The sequence below is a fragment of the Leisingera aquaemixtae genome (assembly GCF_006740765.1).
GTDB lineage: Bacteria > Pseudomonadota > Alphaproteobacteria > Rhodobacterales > Rhodobacteraceae > Leisingera > Leisingera aquaemixtae.
Map to the genome: position 1 here is coordinate 3,232,625 of NZ_CP041159.1, position 18,912 is coordinate 3,251,536.

Consider the following 18,912-nt stretch of genomic DNA (forward strand, 5'->3'; position numbering starts at 1 on the left):
TTTAACCGGTTCCGGCGCAGTTTTAGAAAATCGATGAAATTCGACGTCAAACCGGAGAACCGGACATGTCAGATCTACTGCCCACCCCGCTGCAGACTGCATCTGCAGTGCGTCCAGTACGGCCCGCAGGCAGCGACCCGCTGCGCGAGGCCGCTATTGAGCTGGAAGCTTCCTTTCTTGCGCAAATGCTGAAGTCCGCAGGCCTTGGCGAATCCCGCGAAGGTTTCGGCGGCGGCGCAGGCGAGGACCAGTTTTCCAGCTTTCTCATCCGCGAACAGGCCAACCAGATTGCGCGCTCCGGCGGCATCGGCCTGGCCGAATCACTTTATCACGCATTGAAGGAGACCGAAGGTGAGTGACCTGAAACCGCAAAAGCTCATTGATGAGCTGGACCAAATCCTCGACCGCGAGCGCACTGCCCTGATGGAGGGAGACCTTGGCAAGCTGGAAGGGCTTCTCGCGAAAAAAGAGAAGGTGATCGGCAAGCTGAACTCTGTATCAGAGCTGGAGCGCGAGTCTCTGGCGCAGGTTCAGACCAAACTGTCGCGCAATCAGCAGCTGCTGGACAGTGCCATGGACGGCATCCGTTCAGTCGCGGCGCGCATGGCCGAACTGCGCCGAATCCGCAAGGGCCTGGACGTTTATGACCAGGCCGGACGCCGGAACCGCTACGGCACCCGCAGCGGCGCCAAGCTGGAAAAACGCGCCTGATGCAATTTTGGGAAAATTCTAAAAAACCAAATCCCGGCATTAGCACTCCTTTAGCAACTGATGGGCCAAAGTCGCCTTGCACCTCAAGAGGGGTGGCGCGGAAGCCAGAGGGCGGAACGCACAGTCAGAAAGACGTCAATTAACGCCCCGCCGGGGCACAGAATTAAGGGGCTAAAGCGCCCCGCAGCTAAAGGAAAAAGCTATGACCAGCATTCTGACAAACAACGGCGCAATGGTTGCTCTGCAGACTCTGAAGACTGTGAACAACAGCCTGGAAGAGACCCAGAACCAGATCTCGACCGGCAAAGAGGTCGGCATGGCCAAGGACAACTCCGCTGTCTGGGCCATTTCCAAGTCGATGGAATCGGACATTCAGGCGTTTGAAGCCGTTTCCGACGCCCTGGACTTTGGTGAGGCCACCGTCGCAGTTGCCTCCTCCGGCATGGAACAGATCGTGGAAACCCTGAAGGAAATGCGTGAACTGGCGGTTGCTGGTGTTTCGCAAAACGTCGACCACGACAAAATCGAAGCTGACCTGTCGAAAAAGCGCGAGCAGATTGAATCGATCATCGACTCCGCATCGTTCAACGGTGCCAACCTTCTGGATGACACCGTCACTGCGCAGCTGGATGTTCTGGGCGGTCTGAACGCGGCGAGCGATATCATCGTGATCTCGGGCATCGACACCGCCGGCAACATGGACACCACCGGCATGACCTCGCTGACCAATGCCAATGCGGCGACGGTGCTGAGCGAAATCGAAACCATGATGACCTTTGCGATCGACAGCGCGGCTCAGCTGGGTGCGGACAGCAACCGACTGAGCGACCAGAGCTCGTTCGTGTCCAAACTGACCGACTCGCTGAAGTCGGGTGTCAGCACCATGAGCGACACCAACATGGAAGAGGCCTCGGCGCGGCTGAAGGCACTGCAGACCCAGCAGCAGCTGGCGGTGCAGTCGCTGACCATCGCCAACCAGGCGCCATCGACCCTGCAGCAGCTGTTCCGTTAACAGCCTGATCCGGGGCGCTGATGGCGCCCCGGTCTTCCCTCTCAGAGAACCTGAAGAATAATACGTTAGGAAAACACGTGAATGCCCTTCTGAAGGCGAAGAGTGCCTATTCGGCGGCAAAGACCCCGACCCGGACAGCAAAGAACTTTGAATACGAAGTGGTCACCCGCGTCACCCGCCGGCTGATCACGGCTGCCCAAAAAGGCAGCGACGGGTTCAATGAACTTGCTCAGGCGTTGAACGACAACCGCAAGCTTTGGTCGATCTTCACGGCGGATCTCGCAATGAAGAGCAATCCCCTGCCAGATGACCTAAAGCAAAATCTCTTCGAACTGGCGGAATTCACGCGACAACACACCAGCAAAGTGCTTCAGCGCAAGGCCAACGTCCGGCCCCTGGTGGAAATCAATACGGCCATCCTGCGTGGCCTCCGCAGCGGAGCTTCCTGAATATGAGCGGACTTGTCCTGAAACTTGCCCCCAAGGAGCGTGTCCTTGTGAATGGCGCGGTGATTGAAAACGGCGACCGCCGCAGCCGCCTGTCCATTGTAACCCCGGATGCCAACATCCTGCGCCTGCGCGATGCCATCCACCCCGAAGAAGCCAACACACCGGTGCGCCGGGTCTGTTATGCCGCGCAGCTCATCCTGTCCGGCGATGCCGACCCCGAGGAAGAGCGCCTGCCGATGCTGCGCCGGATCGAGGAGCTGAGCCAAGTGTTCACGGACCCGGACAGCCGCGCCTCGCTGGCAGAAGCAACCGACGCCCTGATCGGCAACAACCATTACCGTTGCCTGAAGGCATTGCGCACCTTGCTGGCGCGCGAAGACCGTCTGTTTGCTGTCCGGCCGTCATAACCTTCCGGCCGTTCAAGCCGGCCGCTAGGACTGCCCTTGCAGCCCCGTTCGGCAACCAGGGTAAAGCGGTCACACAGGATTCAGTCCTGCAGCGCTAGACCGGTTTCAATTTTGAACAACACGCGCTGCGACCAAAGCGCCGGGGGCCTCATCAGCGATCCCCGGCGACTGGATTTTTATCCCGGCGCAACGGCCTGGAGGCAAGCAGCTCCGCAGCAGCTTTTTTGAAACGCCTCATTAGGGCAGGCACCGGCTCAGTGAATGCGTTGTTCATCCGCCGGTTTTCAAGGCGGAACAATCCCGAGCCTCCACAGCCTTTCCGCTGCTGGGCGCTTCCTCATTCCGATCCGCAAAATCTGCTATCTAAAAGGCCGCGCCGCGGGCCTGTGCCGGGCGCCGGCTTTCATCTCTTCAGTGACAGCAAGCCGCCCCTTAGCGTCCCGCCTTGGCACGGCGCAGCAGCAGCAGGAGGCGGTTGAAACTGCTGGTGATACCCTCCGCATCCTCGCGCCCGAAAAAGACATCCAATTCGGGCCAAAGCTTGACGGCCTGGTCCAGCACTGCGTCATTGCCCTCAGCATAAAGCCCGGCGCGGATCATCACCTCGGATTGCTCATAGGCGCCCAGAAACTTGCGCACTTCCTGGATGGCTGCGTTTTCGTCCGCCGTGGCCGCAGCGGGCAGGCTGCGCGACACCGAGCGCGACACGTCGACCGCGGGGAACCTGCCGCGTTCGGCAATTTCCCGGCTCAGCACGATATGCCCGTCCAGAACACCGCGCAGGATATCGGCAATCGGCTCATCCATATCGGAGCCGGCCACCAGGACGCTGAAAACCGCGGTGATGTCGCCCTGCCCTTCGCCGCCAGGGCCGGCCCGCTCGCACAGCCCGGTGATCAGCGGCGTCACCGAAGGCGGGTAGCCGCGCAGCGCGGGCGCCTCTCCCGAGGCGGCAGAGATTTCACGGTGCGCCTCGGCAAAACGGGTGACAGAGTCGGCCAGGAACAGCACGTTCTTACCCTGGTCGCGGAAGTGCTCCGCCACGGTCATGGCAGCCCAAGCACAGCGGCGCCTGACAAGCGCCGACTGATCGGACGTCGCCGCCACCACCACAGCCCGGCGCATGCCCTCGGGGCCCAGCACCTGTTCGACAAAGTGATTCACCTCACGGCCGCGTTCGCCGATCAGAGCCATCACCACCACATCCGCTTCCATGGCTTTGGCCAGTTTGGCCAGCAGTGAGGACTTCCCCACCCCGGAGCCCGCAAAAAGGCCCACGCGCTGGCCGCGCACAATCGGGAGAATCGTATTCAGCAATGCGTGCCCGGTGGGCAGCCGTTCCCCCATGCCGCGCCGCCCGGCGGCCTTGGGCGGGGCCGCCATCAGATCCCGTGGTGCAGATCCTGGCAGCATCGGGCGGCCGTCCAGCGGCTCGCCAAAGGGGTCGATCACCCGGCCGATCCAATGATCGCTGGGGGCGAACTCCGGCGAAGGATGCAGCAGAACCGCATCGCCGATCGCGGCACCATCAGGGGCGCGGTCAGGCAACATACTGATGTTATTCCCTTTAATCTTCAGGACTTCACCATGCAGCTCATCGTCGGGACCGCGGCGCAGCACCAGCCGGTCACCGATCCGGGCGACTGATGCCAAGCCGCTGATTTCTATCTCTCCGCCCGCGATCCCAGTCACCCGGCCCATCTGCGTTGCCAGGCGCGTGCTGGCAATTTGACGGGTCAGTGCTTGCAGCTCTGCTTTCATGGCGGCGGTCTCCCTTGGTGTCCTGAAAACAATTTCTAAAGGAATCGGGGTTAAGCCTTGATTGAAATCGATCAAGGGAGAAGCCCTGGTGTTCACAGAATTGAACGTATTCAAAATTTCCTATTCCATGGCGACCCATGCCGGCAAGCGCCAGGCACTGGTAGCTCAGAATATCGCCAACGCCGATACGCCCGGGTACCACGCCAAGGATATCAAGCCCTTCACGGAAGTCTTTGCCGCAGGCGCCCGCCAAAGCAGCATGAGCGCCACCCGCGACAGCCATTTGAATGGCACCGCAGGCAGTCAGATGGACTGGGCGGTTATGTCCGACGAGACCGGCAGCGACCCCAATGGCAACTCGGTTTCCGTTGAGGCGGAGCTGCTGAAAGGCGTCGATACAGAACGCCAGCACAAGCGTGCCATGGCCATCTACAAATCCTCCATGAACATCCTGCGCGCCAGCCTGGGCAAAACCTGAGGAGGTATGAGAGATGAGTGAATTTTCCAAAGCCCTCTCCGTCACCGCCAGCGGCCTCAAGGCGCAAGCCGCGCGCCTGCGCCATGTGTCTGAGAACATTTCCAACGCCGACACGCCGGGATACCGCCGCAAGGCAGTACCCTTCGAATCGGTGCGCGAGCTGCGGACGGATGTGGAGCATGTGCGCACCGGCCGGGTTACCCTGGACCGCAGCGAGCTGGACAAAGTCTACGACCCATCGCATCCGCTGGCTGACGAAAGCGGGCATTTCGAAGGCTCCAACGTGGATCTGATGATCGAGATCGCCGACGCCCGCGAAGCCCAGCGCAGTTATGAGGCAAACCTGAAGATGTTTGAGCAGACCAGGTCCATGTCCGCCTCGCTGATGGAACTTTTGAGACGCTAACTGAAATTTATTGGAGATCCAGAATGGATATTCGCAGTCTTTCCGCCGCCAGCGGCTATGCCGCCGCCCGCCCCGCCACCAAAGCTGACCCCAATCACGAAAGCACCGGTGCCGGCGCCCAGCTGAAGCAGAGCTTTGAAGACTTCACCGCGACCCTGCAAAACAGCGAGCAGGTCTCGGTGCAGGCGATGACGTCGCAAGCTGACCCGCATGCGCTGGTGCAGGCTCTGGCGCAGACCGAACTGGCGGTCGAAACCGCCGTTACTGTGCGCAACAAGGTCGTCGAGGCCTATCAGGAAATCCTGAGGATGCCGGTCTGAGCCATGATGAGCGAAAGCCTCTTCTATGACACGCTGCGCCAGGCGCTGTGGGCCGCTGTCACCATGTCGACGCCAATCCTGGTCGTCGCGCTGGTGGTCGGCCTGACCATCGGCCTGTTTCAGGCCCTGACCTCGGTGCAGGAAATGACCCTGACTTTCGTGCCCAAGCTGACAGCGATCCTGGTCGTGTTCTGGATGACCATGGGCTTCATGACACAAACCTTGGTGGCCTTTTTCGACGGCCACGTTGTTCCAATGATTGCCGGAGGCTCGTAATGGGAACCGCAGGTTACGCCACGATTTCACGCCAGTCAGGCCTGATGCGGGAAATGCGCGTCATTGCCAACAACATCGCAAACTCCGCCACAACCGGATACCGCCAGGAAGGTCTGATCTTTTCGGAGTTCGTGCAATCCTCGCCCGGTCAGCCGTCCGTGTCGATGTCGCGTGCCAATATCTTCAACACCTCGATGGAGCAGGGCCAACTGACCAATACAGGCGGCACCTTCGATTTTGCCATCGAAGGGGATGGCTTCTTTATGGTCGAAACCCCGCAAGGGGAACGGCTGACCCGCTCCGGCGCCTTTTCCCCCAACGCCGCCGGTGATCTGGTGACCATGGATGGCTACCGGGTGCTGGACGCGGGCCGCGCGCCCGTCTTTGTGCCGCCGGATGCCGGCAAGATCGAAGTGGGTGCGGACGGTTCGCTCAGCGCAAACGGGCGTCTGCTGGGACAGCTGGGCCTTTTCAAACCGGTCGAAAAGCACACGCTTGTGCGTGAGGACGGTGTGATGTTCCGCGTTGAGGGCGACATCGAGGAGAACTTCGACTCGAAGGTCCTGCAGGGCTTTCTGGAAGGCTCCAACGTGAACGCAATTTCCGAAGTGAGCCGGATGATCGAAGTGCAGCGCGCCTATGAGATGGGCCAGAGCTTTCTGCAGACGGAAGACGAGCGCATCCGCAATGCCATCAAAAACCTGATCAAGTCCTAGGAGAATCCAGATGCGTGCCCTCAAGATCGCAGCAACCGGCATGAGCGCCCAGCAGTTGCGGGTGGAGACCATCTCCAACAACCTCGCCAATATGAACACCACGGCCTACAACGCCCGCCGCGCCGAGTTTGCAGATCTGCACTACCAGCAGATTTCGCGCGCCGGCACCGTGAATGCTTCGGACGGCACCGTGCTGCCGACCGGTGTGCAGGTTGGCCTCGGTGTGCGCCCGGCGGCCGTTTCCGTGCATTTGTCCCAAGGGGCGCTGCAGCAGACCAACAACGACCTGGATATCGCCATTGACGGCAATGGCTATCTGGAGGTCACCCTGCCCTCCGGCCAGTCCGCCTATACCCGCGACGGTGCGCTCAAACGCTCGGCCGAAGGGCTGATCGTGACTTCGGACGGTTTCGCAGTGTCGCCCGAAGTCACCATCCCCGACGATGCCACTAGCATCTCGATCAACGCCGAGGGCGAAGTTTACGGGTATTTCCAAGACTCTCCCGAAGGCCAGTTGCTGGGGCAGTTCACCCTGGCCGGCTTTACCAACCCCAAGGGTCTTGAGGCGATCGGCAGCAACCTGTTCACCGAAACCGAAGCCTCCGGCCCCGCCACCGTCTCCACCGCTGGCGAAGACGGGCTCGGCACCCTGCGCCAGGGATACTTGGAAGGCAGCTCGGTGGATGCGGTGCGCGAGGTGACGGAGCTGATCGAAGCCCAGCGCGGTTACGAAATGAATGCCAAGGTCATCTCGGCTGTCGACCAGATGATGGGTGCAACCACACAGGTGCGCTGATGAAACTTGCTCTTGCCTGCCTGACCGCCGCCGCGCTCTGCGCCCCGCCCGCCTGGGCGGACTACCTGATCCCGCTGCGCACGATCCGCGCCAAGGAGATCGTCAACCCCGAAGATCTGGCGCTCAAGAAGGGCGAGATCCTTGGCGCGCTGTCGGACCCGGCAGACGTCACAGGCATGGAAGCACGTGTCTCGCTCTACGCGGGGCGGCCCTTGCGGCCCGGCGATATCGGCCCGCCGGCCATCATTGAACGTAACGACCTGGTGACCCTGATCTTCCGTCAGGGTGCGCTGTCCATCGCCGCGGAAGGGCGTGCCTTGGGCCGCGGTGCCGCTGGTGAAGCTGTCCGGGTCATGAATCTCTCTTCCCGCACGACCGTCACCGGACGGATCAAGGAAGACGGCTCCGTCGAGGTAAACTGATGACTATGAAATTTTCCCCCGCCAAACCGCTGCTTTTCGGGCTGGCCCTCCTGGGCGCCTGCGGCCGGATGGATCACCTGGGCAAGCCGCCCTCCTTCACCCCTGCGAATGAGACGCCGGAGCATGTGGCGATGCTTTACGAGGGACTGCCCGCGCAGACCCAGAACCGGCGCACCGTTGACGGATCCTCGCTGTGGAGCGGCTCGCAGCAATCGCTGCTCGGCGACCGCCGCGCGATCAAGCGGGGGGATATCCTGACGGTGGTGATCGAGATCGACGAAGAAGCGGAAATTTCCAACGACACACAGCGCTCGCGGTCGGGGTCCGAAAGCCTGAACATGCCTCAGCTTCTGGGCTTGCCGCAGCGGCTGGACCGGAAACTGCCGGAAGGCGCCACCTCGGCAGACGCGGTGGAGCTGGGCAGCTCCAGTTCCGCCGGCGGCAAGGGTTCCGTGAAACGCAGCGAGAAACTGGAGCTGCGGGTCGCAGCCACCGTTGTCGACGTGCTGCCCAACGGGGTTCTGGCGATCAGCGGCACCCAGGAGCTGCGGGTGAACTTCGAACTGCGCGAACTGCTGGTGACCGGGTATGTCCGGCCCCAGGACATCAGCCGCCAGAATGAAATCACGTATGACAAGATTGCTTCGGCGCGCGTCTCTTACGGCGGCCGCGGCCAGATCACCGATGTTCAGCAGCCGCGCTACGGCCAGCAGCTGCTTGACGCTGTCCTGCCGTTCTGAGGGTTATTATGCTGTCAAAACTCCTGCCAGTCATCCTGCTGATCCTCGGAACCGGAGGCGGCATCGGTGCCGGCATCATGCTGATGCCCGCACCGGAAGAAGAGCACGCTGCCGAGCCCGGCAGCGCCGCCAAACCCGCTGAGGAAGCCGCAGAGGAAATCGCTGAAGACGGCGAAGAGAACCAGCGCGAATACATCAAGATCAACAATCAGTTCGTCGTTCCTGTCGTAGAGCGTGATCAACTGACTTCACTGGTGGTGGTGTCTCTGAGCTTGGAGGCCAAACAAGGCATTGGCGAAAAAGTCCGCACCTTGGAGCCAAAACTGCGCGATGTCTTCCTTCAAGTCCTCTTTGACCACGCCAACATGGGCGGCTTCCGCGGTGCGTTCACCCGGTCTGATGTGCTGGAACCGCTGCGCACCGCCCTGCGCGAGGCGGCGCAGAAACACATCGGCAAGGGCGTGTATGACGTGCTGATCATGGAGATTTCCCGGCAAGACGTCTGACCGCCGCACAGCAATTCAAGCAAAAAAGCCGGCCTCAAAAGGCCGGCTTTTTTTTGCCGAAAACAGGTCTCTTCCGCTCAGCCCTCCAGCAGCCGGGCCATCTGGTCCTTGGCCAGCTCGGCCTTGTGCCGTTTGCGTTCAGCTGTGGCCATCGTTTCAACCGCATGTTTGCGGCCGAACGCCTTGCGCAGCTGATCCATGCTTCGCAGTTTTTGCGCAGTGGCCTTGGCCAGCTCCTGGTTCAGCTGCCGCCGGGTGCGGGAATGCCAGCCCTGCCATAAAAGATCCGCTCCCAATGCCTTCATTGCATGATCGCCATCGGCCTGTGCGCGCGCGGCCTGCACTTGCTCGTTCAGTCTGGCCAACTGGCCGCGCAGCTCCGCTTCCCGGGCCAGAACGGGCTGAATTCTGGCGTGTTCCTGCATGTATTGCGCAGCGGTCACCGCTGCCATCTGATCCAGCATTTTCTGCTTCATGTGACCTTCCCCTTGGCACGCTTGCGCATCTCCTCGGCAAAACGGATTGCCGCTGCCACCGGCGCGTAGTGCTCTTCCAGAATTTCATCCCCGATCTCGATCGCCGCGTGCAGCGCCCGCGCGGTTGGCGGATCGCTGTGGATCGGGATTGCGTTTTCATTGGCAACCCGCCGGATCGCCGCGGCAATCTCATCGACTCCCTTGGCAACACAGACGGGGGCGGCGCCCGGCTCACGGCTCCACTGCAGGGCAACCGCATAGTGGGTCGGGTTTACGATCACCACATCTGCCTTCGGCACATCGGCCAGCATCTGGCCCATCGCGATCTGCTGGCCGCGCTGGCGCCGCTGGCTCTTCATATGCGGGTCGCCTTCGGCATCCTTCATCTCATCCTGGATTTCCTTGCGCGACATCATGTTCTTGCGGATATGCTCGGCATGCTGAAAGGCGGCGTCAACGATCCCGATTGCCAGCGCAATGATGAGAGCGAGGAACAAGAACTCCATCGACAGCTGCGCCAGCATCAGAACCACGGATTGCGGGCCGGTGCCGGATGACGCGATCATCTCCGGCAGCCGGTGGGACAGATAAACGCCCAAGCACACCGAGTAGAGCGTCAGTTTCACGAAGCTTTTCAAGAACTCGAACAGGCCGGCGCGGCCGAACTTGTTCTTCGCATTGGAAACAATCGAAATGCGCGACAGTTTCGGCTCCAGCTTGCTCGGGGCGAAGACCATCGCCCGCTGGCCGACAATGGACAGCAGCACAAGCGCGAAAGGCACAAGAAACCATGGCAGCACCGGCCGGAAAGCACTGCCGATGAAGCCGCCCACCGGCGCTGCCGCGGGACCTTCGAAAAACAGCGGCGCCAGCCGGTCTGGCTGGTCAAGGTAGGCCATCAGTGCAGTGCCGATCCCCTCAACGCTGCTGCTGCCTGCGGTATAAAACGCGATGATCAGGCCCAGATAGGCGGCAGCCACCGACAGGTCAGTGGATTTGGCAACTTCGCCTTTTTCCCGGGCCTTTCGGAGTTTCTGCTCCGTTGGCTCGAATGACTTGTCTGAGTCGTCGTCCTGTCCGCTCATGGGATGCCGCCCCCGGGGTTTGCGAAGAAGGTCATCAAGGCGCGGGACCAGACATCCAGGATCACCGGGCTGCCGACCATCAGGATGAACAGCCCCATAAGGGTAATCACCGGCGCGCCGACCATGGCCACCATCAGCTGCGGCATCGCCCGGTTGATCACGCCAAGGGCCAGGTTATAGATCACCGCCGTGATCACAAAGGGCGCCGCCAGGGTGAATGCCAGCGAAAAACTTTGCGAGACCCGGAAAACGCCCCATTCCGTCAGGCCGGCGGCACCCGGAAACTCGCCTGCCGGAAACATCCGGTAAGAACCGATCAGCAGCTCCGCCACCCGGACATGCAGCCCCATCAGGGTGGCAAGGGTCACGCCGGAGATCATCAAAACAGCGCCAAGCGCCGGCATCGGCTCTGCGCCGATGCCGCCCAGCACCTGCGACAGCGACGTGGCTTGCGCTGCCATCGCGCCCGCGGTCTGCAATGCCAGCACAAAAATCCGGACGCCGATACCCAAAGCCAGGCCGATGATGGCCTCAGTCACCGCAAAACGGGCGTAAGCGAACACGTTGTCTGGCTCGGGCAACGCAGGCAGCGCCGGTGCCACGACGAACGTAAAGGCCACGGCGACTGCCAGCTTGACCCGCGTGGGGACATAAAGCTCCCCCATTGCGGGCAGAACAGACACCATCGCTGCCACTCTCAGGAACACGATGGCGGCGTGCCAGAAACCCGCCCCCAGCATCAGAACCAGTTCCGGAGGCAGAAAGTCCAGGTTCATGCCTGCACCATCCCGACGAGGGCAGGCCGTGCTTCCAGGCCGATTTCCTCAAACGACAGTACCGGATTGGTAATACCGCGCGACTTCAAAATTGTCCTCAGATACCGGCGGCGGCGAGTCGAGGTCACCACCGCGGCAAACACGCCCTGATCGGTGATCGCCGAGAGCTTGTCGCTCAGCCCGTCCGCAAGGCGGTTGAAGAGATCCGGCGGCAGCGCGATATCCAGGCCGGCACCCTGCGCATCGACCTGATAGGTCGAGAACTTGTCCTCCCATTCCGGCGCCAGCTGGATCAGCGGAATGGTCCCGTCCTCACGCTTCATCTCGGACACCAGCTGGAAGCCAAGGCGCTGGCGCACATGCTCGCAAATCACTTCAGGCTGTGTGACGTGCAAGCGCGCTTCCGCAATAGATTCCAGAATCAAGGGCATGTTCCGGATGGACACCCGCTCCTCCAGCAACAGCCGCAGGACCGCATGAAGCGTGTCCATCGGCACCTTGTCCGGCACCAGCGAATCCAGCAGCTTGCGGTTCGCCTCGGCGCGGAAGCCGTCGGACAGCTGCGTCATTTCATCCAGCAGGCGGCGCAGGGATTTGAGCGTCAGCAAGCGGCTGAAGTTCTGCTTGATGACCTCCAGCAAATGGGTTGCCAGGATTTCCGGCGGCGTGACCACGGTGGCGCCCGCCAGCGCCGCCTGTTCCTGCGCCTTGGCAGAAATCCAGCGCGCCGGTGCGCCATAGACCGGCTCCGTCACATCTGTGCCTGAGGGCAGCGCATCGTGATTGTCGGGCATCAGGGCCAGGACCATGTCGGGATGCAGCGTGCCGCGCACCTGTTCGACGCCCTGCACCTTGATCACATAGGTGCCGCGCTCCAGATCGTGCTGATCGGTCAGGCGGATTTCCGGCAGGATCAGGCCGAATGTTGTGGCGATGTGGGACCGCATATTTGCGATCCGCGCGTCCAGGCCAGTGCCCTCGTCCAGTACCATGCTGACCAGGTCGGGCGCAAACTCCAGATGCAGATCATCAAGATCCAGAATATCGCCCAACGGCCGCGAGGCCGAAGGATCGGAGGCTTCCTCGATCTTTTCCTCGATCTCGGCTTCTGCATCGTCCTTCTTTTTCTTGGCCATCCGGAAAGCGGCATAGCCCAAGACCCCGCCGCCGGTCACGAAGGGGAGAAACGGCAGGCCCGGCACCAGCGCAAACAGCACCATCAGTACAGCAACGGTGGTCAAAGCTGCCGGGTGGCGGCCGAACTGTTCGAACAGAGCAATATCAGTGGCGCCAGTGGTGCCGCCGCGCGCCAGCAGCAGTGCCGCAGCAATGGAAATGATCACCGAAGGGATCTGCGAGACGAGGCCGTCCCCTACCGTCAGAATGGCGTAGGTCTCAAACGCGCTGCCCACAGGCATACCGTGGACCAGAACCCCCATAATAAGCCCCATGACGAGGTTCAGCAGGGTGATCATCAAGCCAGCAATGGCGTCGCCTTTGACGAATTTCGATGCACCGTCCAGCGAGCCGAAAAAGGTCGTTTCCTGCTGGTCGCGTTCGCGCCGCTCCTTGGCAGTCTGGTGGTCAATGGCGCCCGCGGACATATCCGCGTCGATCGCCAGCTGCTTGCCCGGCATCCCGTCCAGGGCAAAGCGGGCGCCCACTTCGGCCATCCGCGCTGCACCCTTGGTGATCACCATGAAGTTGACGATCAAAAGAACCCCAAAGACAACCAGGCCGAGGAACACGCTGCCCCCCATGACAAACTGGGCGAACCCCTCGATCACATTTCCGGCCGCATCGGTGCCGGAGTGGCCTTGGCCAATGATCAGCTTGGTGGAGGAGACGTTCAGCGACAGGCGCAGCATCAGCGACGCCAGCAGAATCGTCGGGAAAGAGGAAAAATCCAGCGGTCTTTCGATGAACAGGGTGATCGTGAAGATCAGAATGGCAAGCGCAAAAGAGGCCGCCAGACCGACGTCCAGCACCCATGCAGGCATTGGCAGGATCATCATCACGATAATTGCCATCAGCGCCAGCGCCAGCAGCACAGTCGGGCTGAAAAGTTGATCAGTGGTCAGCTTAGGCACAATTATGGCCCCACTTGTTGAGTGCATTCAAAGGGTTGGTAATCCCGCCAGAAGCCTGGGCCGGTTGCCTCAGGGCTTTCCAATGCAGAAAAGGCGGAACGACCCGCAGCCGTCCGGATGCCGGACGGCCGGAAGCCCGGGAGGCGTGGGCCGCCTTCGCAGCGGCGGCTGACGGCGCAATCCGGTGCATTTTGGCGTTGAAGAAAAGTGCAGGACAGGCACTGGCGGCGGCCACAGCCTCGCGTGCCATGCGCGCTGTGCGCGCACTCAGCCCTTGCAGGCAAAGTTTAAAATTGTTTTCCGGCATTCTGCCCGTTCCAGATCAGGATTCACCCGCTCATCAGGTTACCGGCAGCCAGTTGACAAAGTGTTATCATCCAAACGCAAAGGCCGCCCCGGGCGGGGCGGCCGTAACGCAGTCAGCCTTGAGCTGGATCACTGGGTTTCTTCAGGAGCGTCCGCTGCTCTGCCGATCTGGTTCAGCAAGTCGGCGATTCCGCCCCGCGTCCCCTCGCTGCTCTCCACCAGGGCCCGCGCATAGGCCAGCGGCGGCAGGCTGTCCGGATCCTGGACGGTTTCGCCGATTCGGGTGGTGACAGAAGCGACTGTCCCGAATTGCGCGCCCTCTTCCGGCTCGATTTCCTCTATCGCCCCCAGGTTTTCAGAGTGCCAGAACCCGCGGGCGGCTGCGTCTTTCTCATTTTCGGCCAGCAGGTATTCCCCAGCGCGGCCGTATTCGCCGTTGCGCCACAGAGCCTCGGCGCGCAAGCGGTTAGCTTTGGAGCCATCCAGCCCCATCAGCTCCACCAGCGCCCGGTGCGGCTTATCCAGGGCAAGCGCGGCTTCAGCCATCATCAGGCGGCGGGTTTCATCCTGCGGCGCCAGGGACAGCTTGTTGAGCAGCTCCTGAGCGAAGTCCGCGAAGCCCAAGTCCAGCAGCCGGCGGGCCACCGGCACAGCAACCGGAGCCGCCTCAGCCGCCGTAGCCCGGCCGGCAAACACCAGACCGTACTGCAGGAAGGTTACATCATCCGCGCGTTCTGCCAAAAGCAGCAACAGCGGTTCCAGCGCTACAGCCCGGGCACCCGGTCCATCGCGTTCCGTCAGTTCGTTAAGCTCCTGAAACGCGTCGTGGAACTGTCCTATCAGCGCAAGCGACGAAACATGAGCCTTGCGCAGATCGGCACCAAGCTCCGTGTCCCGGTTTTCCAGCTCGTAGGAGGCAATCAGGTCCGGCACATCCGGCGACAGCGCTTTGCGTTCTTTCACACTCAGGGCAACCAGATCGATCAGCGCGGCTGGTGCGTTCCCGGTGCGTTCCGCGACTTCGCTGGTCAGCTCTTCAGCGACTTTCTCAGTGTCGCCCTTAAGTTCTGCAATCGCCGCCTCGGCCAGGTTGATTTCCGGCACCTCTTCGATCCCGGTCCGGTCTACGGCCCTCAGCACGGCTTCAGCGACATGGTGCTCGCCGGCTTCGGCAAACATTTTGCTGACCCGCGGCCCCAAATGCACCCGCAGGTGCGTCGGCAACTTGGAAAATGCTTGCTGGATCGCATCGGTGTTTGAGTTTTTCTTGACCGCACCGTCGGCCAGCGCGCCCCAGAAAGCGCTGTTGCTTTCGCAGGCCTGCTGCCCGGAGAACGGGTTTTGAGGCGGAAGATCAACTCCATCCATCAGCAGGGCCATCGCCTCCAGCACGGCCGCATCCGGGCTGCCACGCTCTGCGGCCGGAAGGATTTCCAGCATGGAGCGGGCTTCGGCACCAAAGCCGAAATAGAGATAGATCCGGGCAAGAGCGAAAACCCCAGCCGGGTTCACGTCGTCGAACTCCTGGACCAGCGCGCTGCGCAACGGTCCGATCTGATCGGCAAACGGGCTCTCATTGCCCCAAGTGTGAATTGCCACGTCCCTGTCTGGAATGCAGTGCGCTGCCTCGTTGCTGCCCTCTGTCAGGGCAGCCATCAGGCCAGTTTCGCGGTCGATTGCCGAAGTGACGGAGATGTGGTCGAGCGGGTTCAAAGGCCTGTCCGAACGGCCCAGAGGATCGAGACCGGCAGCAGTGCCAGCGCCAGGAAGCCCGTCCGGCGCAACGCTCACCAGCCCCTGGTTCGCTGCCCGGCCGATCTGCTGCAGCAACCGCCGCTCGGATTCCTTGACCACCGAAGCGCGTTCGGTCTCCGCCAAGTCGAGCAGCATACCGGTATCCGGCAGCCCCGGCAGCATAGCTGCGGCAACGTCTTCCGCGGCCGCCGGTATGCTGCTGCCGTCCAGCGGCAAAACGACATCAGTTGGTGTCTGTTCTTCCGGCCCAGCAGGTGCTGGTTCGGGGCTAGGCGCCTCGGCACTGTCTTGTGGCCGGACTGTGCGTGCCGGTTCAGACTGGCCGGCAACCGTGGCGGCCAGTTCCAGCGCCATCCGCGCGTCCGCCGCGGCCGACCGGGAAAAACTGAAACGGTAGCCGCCGCCCGCAACCGGCGTGGTGATCGGAAGGATGCTGCCAGCTGTGGTGTATTGCGGCTGCGGTGCGGGTTTGCCGCCATCGCGGATATCAACCACGAGGTAGCCGTTCTCCTGGACATAGGAGGTGACTGTGCACTCGCAGCCCAATTGCAGCCGCAGCGGCTGGCCGGGGCCGTTCTGTTCCAGTGATTGCAACCGGGTGCGGGGAATAAGGTTGAAGACGCGGGAGGTATCGAAAACCGCTTCGGGGGCATCAATGTTGACGGTCGCAGTATTGCCGCTTTGGGTCAGAGACCAGTCCGCGCCGTCTGGCAGACGCATCACCAGGCGCGTGAACCCTTTATGCTCGCCGGAGCGGGTCACGACTGTCTGTGCCTGGACTGTGCCAGCCGTCAAAACAACGGCCGCCGTGGCAAATGCTCGCCAGATCATGCTGCGTCCTGTTTCACCGATTTGAGGGCTTCTTCCAGCTCCGAGAAGCCGGGACGGAAATGCGACGGGGTATTCTGGCGGCCGACCTCAATGCAGATCGCGGCGGCATGGTTGTGCAGGTTGGCCACCAGCACTTCGCGGATCAGCTGATAGAAATGCGCGTCTTCTTCAACCACGGCCTTCACCTTGCCCGCGAAGGGGGCGACAAGGCCGTAGGAGAGAAACACGCCAAGGAATGTCCCCACCAGGGCGCCGCCGATCAGTTTCCCCAGCACCTCGGGCGGCTGGTCGATCGAGCCCATGGTTTTAATCACGCCCAGAACCGCCGCAACGATCCCAAGGGCAGGCAGGCCATCGGCCATGGTCTGCAGCGCATGGCTGGAGTGCAGCGCGTGGTGAAGGTTGGCCTCCATCCGCTTTTCCAGCACCTCTTCAACCTGATGCGGATCGTCATAGTTCATCGACGCCGACCGCATGGTGTCGCAGATCAGGTTCACGGCTTCCTTGTCGCCCAGGATCTTGGGGTATTTATTGAACACCGAAGAGTTTTCCGGGTCTTCGATATGCTGTTCCACCTCAACCGGATTGGCCCGGGCGATTCGGATCAGCGCGAACAGCAGACAAAGCAGATCGCGGTAGTCGTCCGGCTTCCACTTGGGTCCCTTGAATACCTTGCCGATGTCCTTGAGCGTGTGCTTGACGCCGCCCATATCGTTGGCAATCAGAAACGCCCCGACAGCGGCGCCGCCGATCATCATCATCTCAAACGGCAGCGACTTCAGAATGATCGCCATCTTGCCGCCGGCCAGAAGGTATCCGCCGAACACCATGGCAAAGATCACCACAATGCCTACAATCCCGATCATAGGTCCACTCCGAATTCCGTTGGTTTTTATTAGTTTAGGCGAGTCGTCCTAAGGAAAGACTAAGCCCGCGCGCCCAAGTCATTCCCTGGGCACGGCTCCGTTGCGTCCGGCCAGGACCACGCTGATGGTGTAGGCGGCTTCCGGGCTCAGGCCCGCCATGATCCCCGCCGCGGCCTCCGGCTGCATCCGGGCGAGGAAGCCTGCTGCAAATGCAGGGTCCATTTCCTCGAACAGGGCTGCGGCCTCCTTGGGCTTCATCTGCTCATAAACTGAGGTCAGCCGGGTCACATCCGCCTCGGTCGCCCCATCGGCCAGGGCGAGGGTCGCGCGCAGCTTCTCTTCTGCCTGCTCCAGCGCCACCAGCTTCTTGTTGATCGCCTGATCGGCAATCTCCAGCGCCTTCATCCGGTCCTGAATCTCCGCCTCGCGGGCGGCCAATGCCTGTTCCCGCTCCCGAAAGGCCGCCAGCATCGTCTGCAGCTCAGCGGAGGACGGCATCGATTCGCCCCGCGGCTCTCCCTTATGCGCAGACTCTTCCCGGCCCGGCTCCTTCAGACTGGCCACTTCGCGGGCAATTGCGGGCCCGGCCTCCAGTCCCAGCCGCACCGCGGCAGAGCCGATCAGCAGGACCGCCAGCATCATCAGCGTGCCGCCCCGCCGCAAGCCTTTGGGTTTCTTAGCCGCCTTCGCCATTACGCCACCCGGTTCTGGCTGCGGTTATGGCGGACGAACATCAGGCCCGAGGGCTTGGCCTCTTCCTGGCTTTCTTCGGCCGGCTGCGATTCGGCCTCATAAGCGGCTGCCATCTCCTCATCTTCGGCAGCGGGTTCCGCTGCCGGAGCCGCAGGCCGGGCCTCGGGAATATCATGCATCGACGCCATCATCAGCTCCAACCGCTGGGCCACCGATTCGGCGCGCCCCGTCAGCTGCTGCAGCGCCTTGCTGGAGCCATCAGACACCTGTTGCGCCGATTTCAGCGACTTGTTCAGGTCATCAACCTGGGAGGACAGCACGGCGACTGCGCCGCCCACGCCCTTTTCCAGATCATTGAACCGCTTCAGCCTGCGTGACAGCACCAGACAATAGAATCCGGCGCCCAGTGCTCCGGCCGCAAGCAGGATATCAGCAATAATGTCCATCCTGTCCTCCTAGTTCAGTACGAAATCCATAATCAGCAGATCACGCACCCGGCCCTGGCCGGTGGCAATGTTGATCCGCCGCAGCATCTGCGCTCTCAGTTTCGGCAGAGCCATCGGATCGGTCAGATCCTCAAGCTCCAATGCTCTCAGGTAGCTGTTCAGGACATCGACAACCCGCGGGAGGATTTTCTCGACCTCGGCCTGGTGCGCCAGGTCGACCTCAAGTTGCGCGCGGAACCGCAAATGCTTGATACCGCTGGCTTTGCGCAGGGTAATCACAATCGGGTCCATTTCGATAAAGGCAAGATTGGCGATATCCTCCGCCGTCTCACCAGTGTCCACGCCTTCTGGCGCCTCTTCGGCCGCATGCGCCGGTTCTGGCGCTGCTTTCTGACCAAAGGGAAGAAGGCCTGACTGAACGGCAAAGAATCCGCCGCCCGCCCCCGCCAGAGCCAGCACAACCCCGATGATCAGGGGCAGTTTGCTCTTCTTGGCCGGGGCATCTGCTTCTGTATCTACTGCAGCGTCTGTCATGGCTATCCCTAAAACGTCGTGCAGCTTCTTCATAACCTGCGAGGAACTAACCGA

General features: G+C 61.6%; 24 protein-coding genes. 14 read left to right on the forward strand and 10 right to left on the reverse strand.

Annotated features, from left to right (window positions below):
* Nucleotides 1-65: 65 nt before the first annotated feature.
* From R2C4_RS17530 to flbT, 5 genes are all read left to right on the forward strand, one after another.
* Nucleotides 66-359 (forward strand): rod-binding protein, encoded by a 294-nt coding sequence (locus R2C4_RS17530; RefSeq protein WP_244270249.1) that lies wholly within the window; start codon nucleotides 66-68, stop codon nucleotides 357-359.
* Complete coding sequence (locus tag R2C4_RS17535; protein WP_027245120.1) at nucleotides 352-711, forward strand: flagellar export chaperone FlgN; 360 nt, start codon at nucleotides 352-354, stop codon at nucleotides 709-711. The genes R2C4_RS17530 and R2C4_RS17535 overlap by 8 nt, the downstream gene beginning before the upstream one ends.
* Nucleotides 712-913: 202 nt before the next feature.
* Nucleotides 914-1,723 carry a flagellin N-terminal helical domain-containing protein gene (locus R2C4_RS17540; protein WP_141891601.1) on the forward strand — a complete coding sequence of 270 codons (810 nt, stop codon included), beginning with the start codon at nucleotides 914-916 and terminating at the stop codon, nucleotides 1,721-1,723.
* A 77-nt stretch (nucleotides 1,724-1,800) separates the two neighbouring features.
* The gene (flaF, locus tag R2C4_RS17545; protein WP_027245122.1) at nucleotides 1,801-2,172 is read left to right on the forward strand and encodes a flagellar biosynthesis regulator FlaF; all 372 of its coding nucleotides are present in this window, start codon (nucleotides 1,801-1,803) and stop codon (nucleotides 2,170-2,172) included.
* Nucleotides 2,173-2,174: 2 nt separating this feature from the next.
* A complete protein-coding gene (gene flbT, locus R2C4_RS17550; RefSeq protein ID WP_027235787.1) occupies nucleotides 2,175-2,579 on the forward strand; it encodes a flagellar biosynthesis repressor FlbT in 405 nt (134 codons plus the stop codon).
* 432 nt (nucleotides 2,580-3,011) lie between these two features.
* Here the strand turns inward: flbT and R2C4_RS17555 are convergent, their stop codons facing one another.
* Nucleotides 3,012-4,340: a FliI/YscN family ATPase gene (locus R2C4_RS17555; protein ID WP_141891602.1), complete on the reverse strand. Its 1,329-nt coding sequence runs from the start codon at nucleotides 4,338-4,340 to the stop codon at nucleotides 3,012-3,014.
* 88 nt (nucleotides 4,341-4,428) lie between these two features.
* Between R2C4_RS17555 and R2C4_RS17560 the strand changes: the two genes are divergently transcribed.
* Genes R2C4_RS17560 through R2C4_RS17600 form a run of 9 tightly spaced genes read left to right on the forward strand, consistent with a single transcriptional unit; the run spans nucleotide 4,429 to nucleotide 9,000 of the window.
* The gene (locus R2C4_RS17560; protein WP_058287605.1) at nucleotides 4,429-4,818 is read left to right on the forward strand and encodes a FlgB family protein; all 390 of its coding nucleotides are present in this window, start codon (nucleotides 4,429-4,431) and stop codon (nucleotides 4,816-4,818) included.
* A gap of 13 nt (nucleotides 4,819-4,831) precedes the next feature.
* On the forward strand, nucleotides 4,832-5,224 hold the full coding sequence (gene flgC / locus R2C4_RS17565) for a flagellar basal body rod protein FlgC (protein ID WP_058287489.1): 393 nt from the start codon (nucleotides 4,832-4,834) through the stop codon (nucleotides 5,222-5,224).
* Between the two features lie 23 nt (nucleotides 5,225-5,247).
* Nucleotides 5,248-5,544: a flagellar hook-basal body complex protein FliE gene (gene fliE / locus R2C4_RS17570; protein ID WP_008557465.1), complete on the forward strand. Its 297-nt coding sequence runs from the start codon at nucleotides 5,248-5,250 to the stop codon at nucleotides 5,542-5,544.
* A gap of 3 nt (nucleotides 5,545-5,547) precedes the next feature.
* On the forward strand, nucleotides 5,548-5,820 hold the full coding sequence (locus R2C4_RS17575) for a flagellar biosynthetic protein FliQ (RefSeq protein ID WP_008557586.1): 273 nt from the start codon (nucleotides 5,548-5,550) through the stop codon (nucleotides 5,818-5,820).
* On the forward strand, nucleotides 5,820-6,536 hold the full coding sequence (locus R2C4_RS17580) for a flagellar hook-basal body complex protein (RefSeq protein ID WP_058287488.1): 717 nt from the start codon (nucleotides 5,820-5,822) through the stop codon (nucleotides 6,534-6,536). The genes R2C4_RS17575 and R2C4_RS17580 overlap by 1 nt, the downstream gene beginning before the upstream one ends.
* Before the next feature lie 10 nt (nucleotides 6,537-6,546).
* Nucleotides 6,547-7,332: a flagellar basal-body rod protein FlgG gene (gene flgG, locus R2C4_RS17585; RefSeq protein ID WP_058287487.1), complete on the forward strand. Its 786-nt coding sequence runs from the start codon at nucleotides 6,547-6,549 to the stop codon at nucleotides 7,330-7,332.
* Nucleotides 7,332-7,754, forward strand: a complete 423-nt coding sequence (gene flgA / locus R2C4_RS17590) for a flagellar basal body P-ring formation chaperone FlgA (protein ID WP_141891603.1) — start codon at nucleotides 7,332-7,334, stop codon at nucleotides 7,752-7,754. Before flgG ends, flgA begins: the two co-directional genes overlap by 1 nt.
* Complete coding sequence (gene flgH / locus R2C4_RS17595; protein ID WP_058287485.1) at nucleotides 7,754-8,494, forward strand: flagellar basal body L-ring protein FlgH; 741 nt, start codon at nucleotides 7,754-7,756, stop codon at nucleotides 8,492-8,494. The genes flgA and flgH overlap by 1 nt, the downstream gene beginning before the upstream one ends.
* A gap of 8 nt (nucleotides 8,495-8,502) precedes the next feature.
* Nucleotides 8,503-9,000 (forward strand): flagellar basal body-associated FliL family protein, encoded by a 498-nt coding sequence (locus R2C4_RS17600; protein WP_141891604.1) that lies wholly within the window; start codon nucleotides 8,503-8,505, stop codon nucleotides 8,998-9,000.
* A 77-nt stretch (nucleotides 9,001-9,077) separates the two neighbouring features.
* On the opposite strand, the gene R2C4_RS17605 is transcribed toward R2C4_RS17600, so the two are convergent.
* From R2C4_RS17605 to R2C4_RS17645, 9 genes are all read right to left on the reverse strand, one after another.
* Nucleotides 9,078-9,476 (reverse strand): hypothetical protein, encoded by a 399-nt coding sequence (locus R2C4_RS17605; RefSeq protein ID WP_058287483.1) that lies wholly within the window; start codon nucleotides 9,474-9,476, stop codon nucleotides 9,078-9,080.
* Nucleotides 9,473-10,561 carry a flagellar type III secretion system protein FlhB gene (gene flhB / locus R2C4_RS17610; RefSeq protein ID WP_141891605.1) on the reverse strand — a complete coding sequence of 363 codons (1,089 nt, stop codon included), beginning with the start codon at nucleotides 10,559-10,561 and terminating at the stop codon, nucleotides 9,473-9,475. The genes R2C4_RS17605 and flhB overlap by 4 nt, the downstream gene beginning before the upstream one ends.
* On the reverse strand, nucleotides 10,558-11,337 hold the full coding sequence (locus R2C4_RS17615) for a flagellar biosynthetic protein FliR (protein WP_141891606.1): 780 nt from the start codon (nucleotides 11,335-11,337) through the stop codon (nucleotides 10,558-10,560). The genes flhB and R2C4_RS17615 overlap by 4 nt, the downstream gene beginning before the upstream one ends.
* Nucleotides 11,334-13,367, reverse strand: a complete 2,034-nt coding sequence (gene flhA / locus R2C4_RS17620; RefSeq protein WP_244940830.1) for a flagellar biosynthesis protein FlhA — start codon at nucleotides 13,365-13,367, stop codon at nucleotides 11,334-11,336. The genes R2C4_RS17615 and flhA overlap by 4 nt, the downstream gene beginning before the upstream one ends.
* Before the next feature lie 495 nt (nucleotides 13,368-13,862).
* Nucleotides 13,863-16,319, reverse strand: coding sequence for a hypothetical protein (locus tag R2C4_RS17625; RefSeq protein ID WP_208764502.1), 2,457 nt, complete (start codon nucleotides 16,317-16,319; stop codon nucleotides 13,863-13,865).
* Entirely contained in the window at nucleotides 16,316-17,185 is an 870-nt protein-coding gene (motA, locus tag R2C4_RS17630) for a flagellar motor stator protein MotA (protein ID WP_008553318.1), read from the reverse strand. Before motA ends, R2C4_RS17625 begins: the two co-directional genes overlap by 4 nt.
* A 78-nt stretch (nucleotides 17,186-17,263) precedes the next feature.
* Nucleotides 17,264-17,878: a MotE family protein gene (locus tag R2C4_RS17635; RefSeq protein WP_141891608.1), complete on the reverse strand. Its 615-nt coding sequence runs from the start codon at nucleotides 17,876-17,878 to the stop codon at nucleotides 17,264-17,266.
* Nucleotides 17,878-18,324: a hypothetical protein gene (locus R2C4_RS17640; protein ID WP_058287478.1), complete on the reverse strand. Its 447-nt coding sequence runs from the start codon at nucleotides 18,322-18,324 to the stop codon at nucleotides 17,878-17,880. Before R2C4_RS17640 ends, R2C4_RS17635 begins: the two co-directional genes overlap by 1 nt.
* Before the next feature lie 9 nt (nucleotides 18,325-18,333).
* A complete protein-coding gene (locus R2C4_RS17645; RefSeq protein WP_058287477.1) occupies nucleotides 18,334-18,858 on the reverse strand; it encodes a flagellar basal body-associated FliL family protein in 525 nt (174 codons plus the stop codon).
* Between the last annotated feature and the right edge of the window lie 54 nt (nucleotides 18,859-18,912).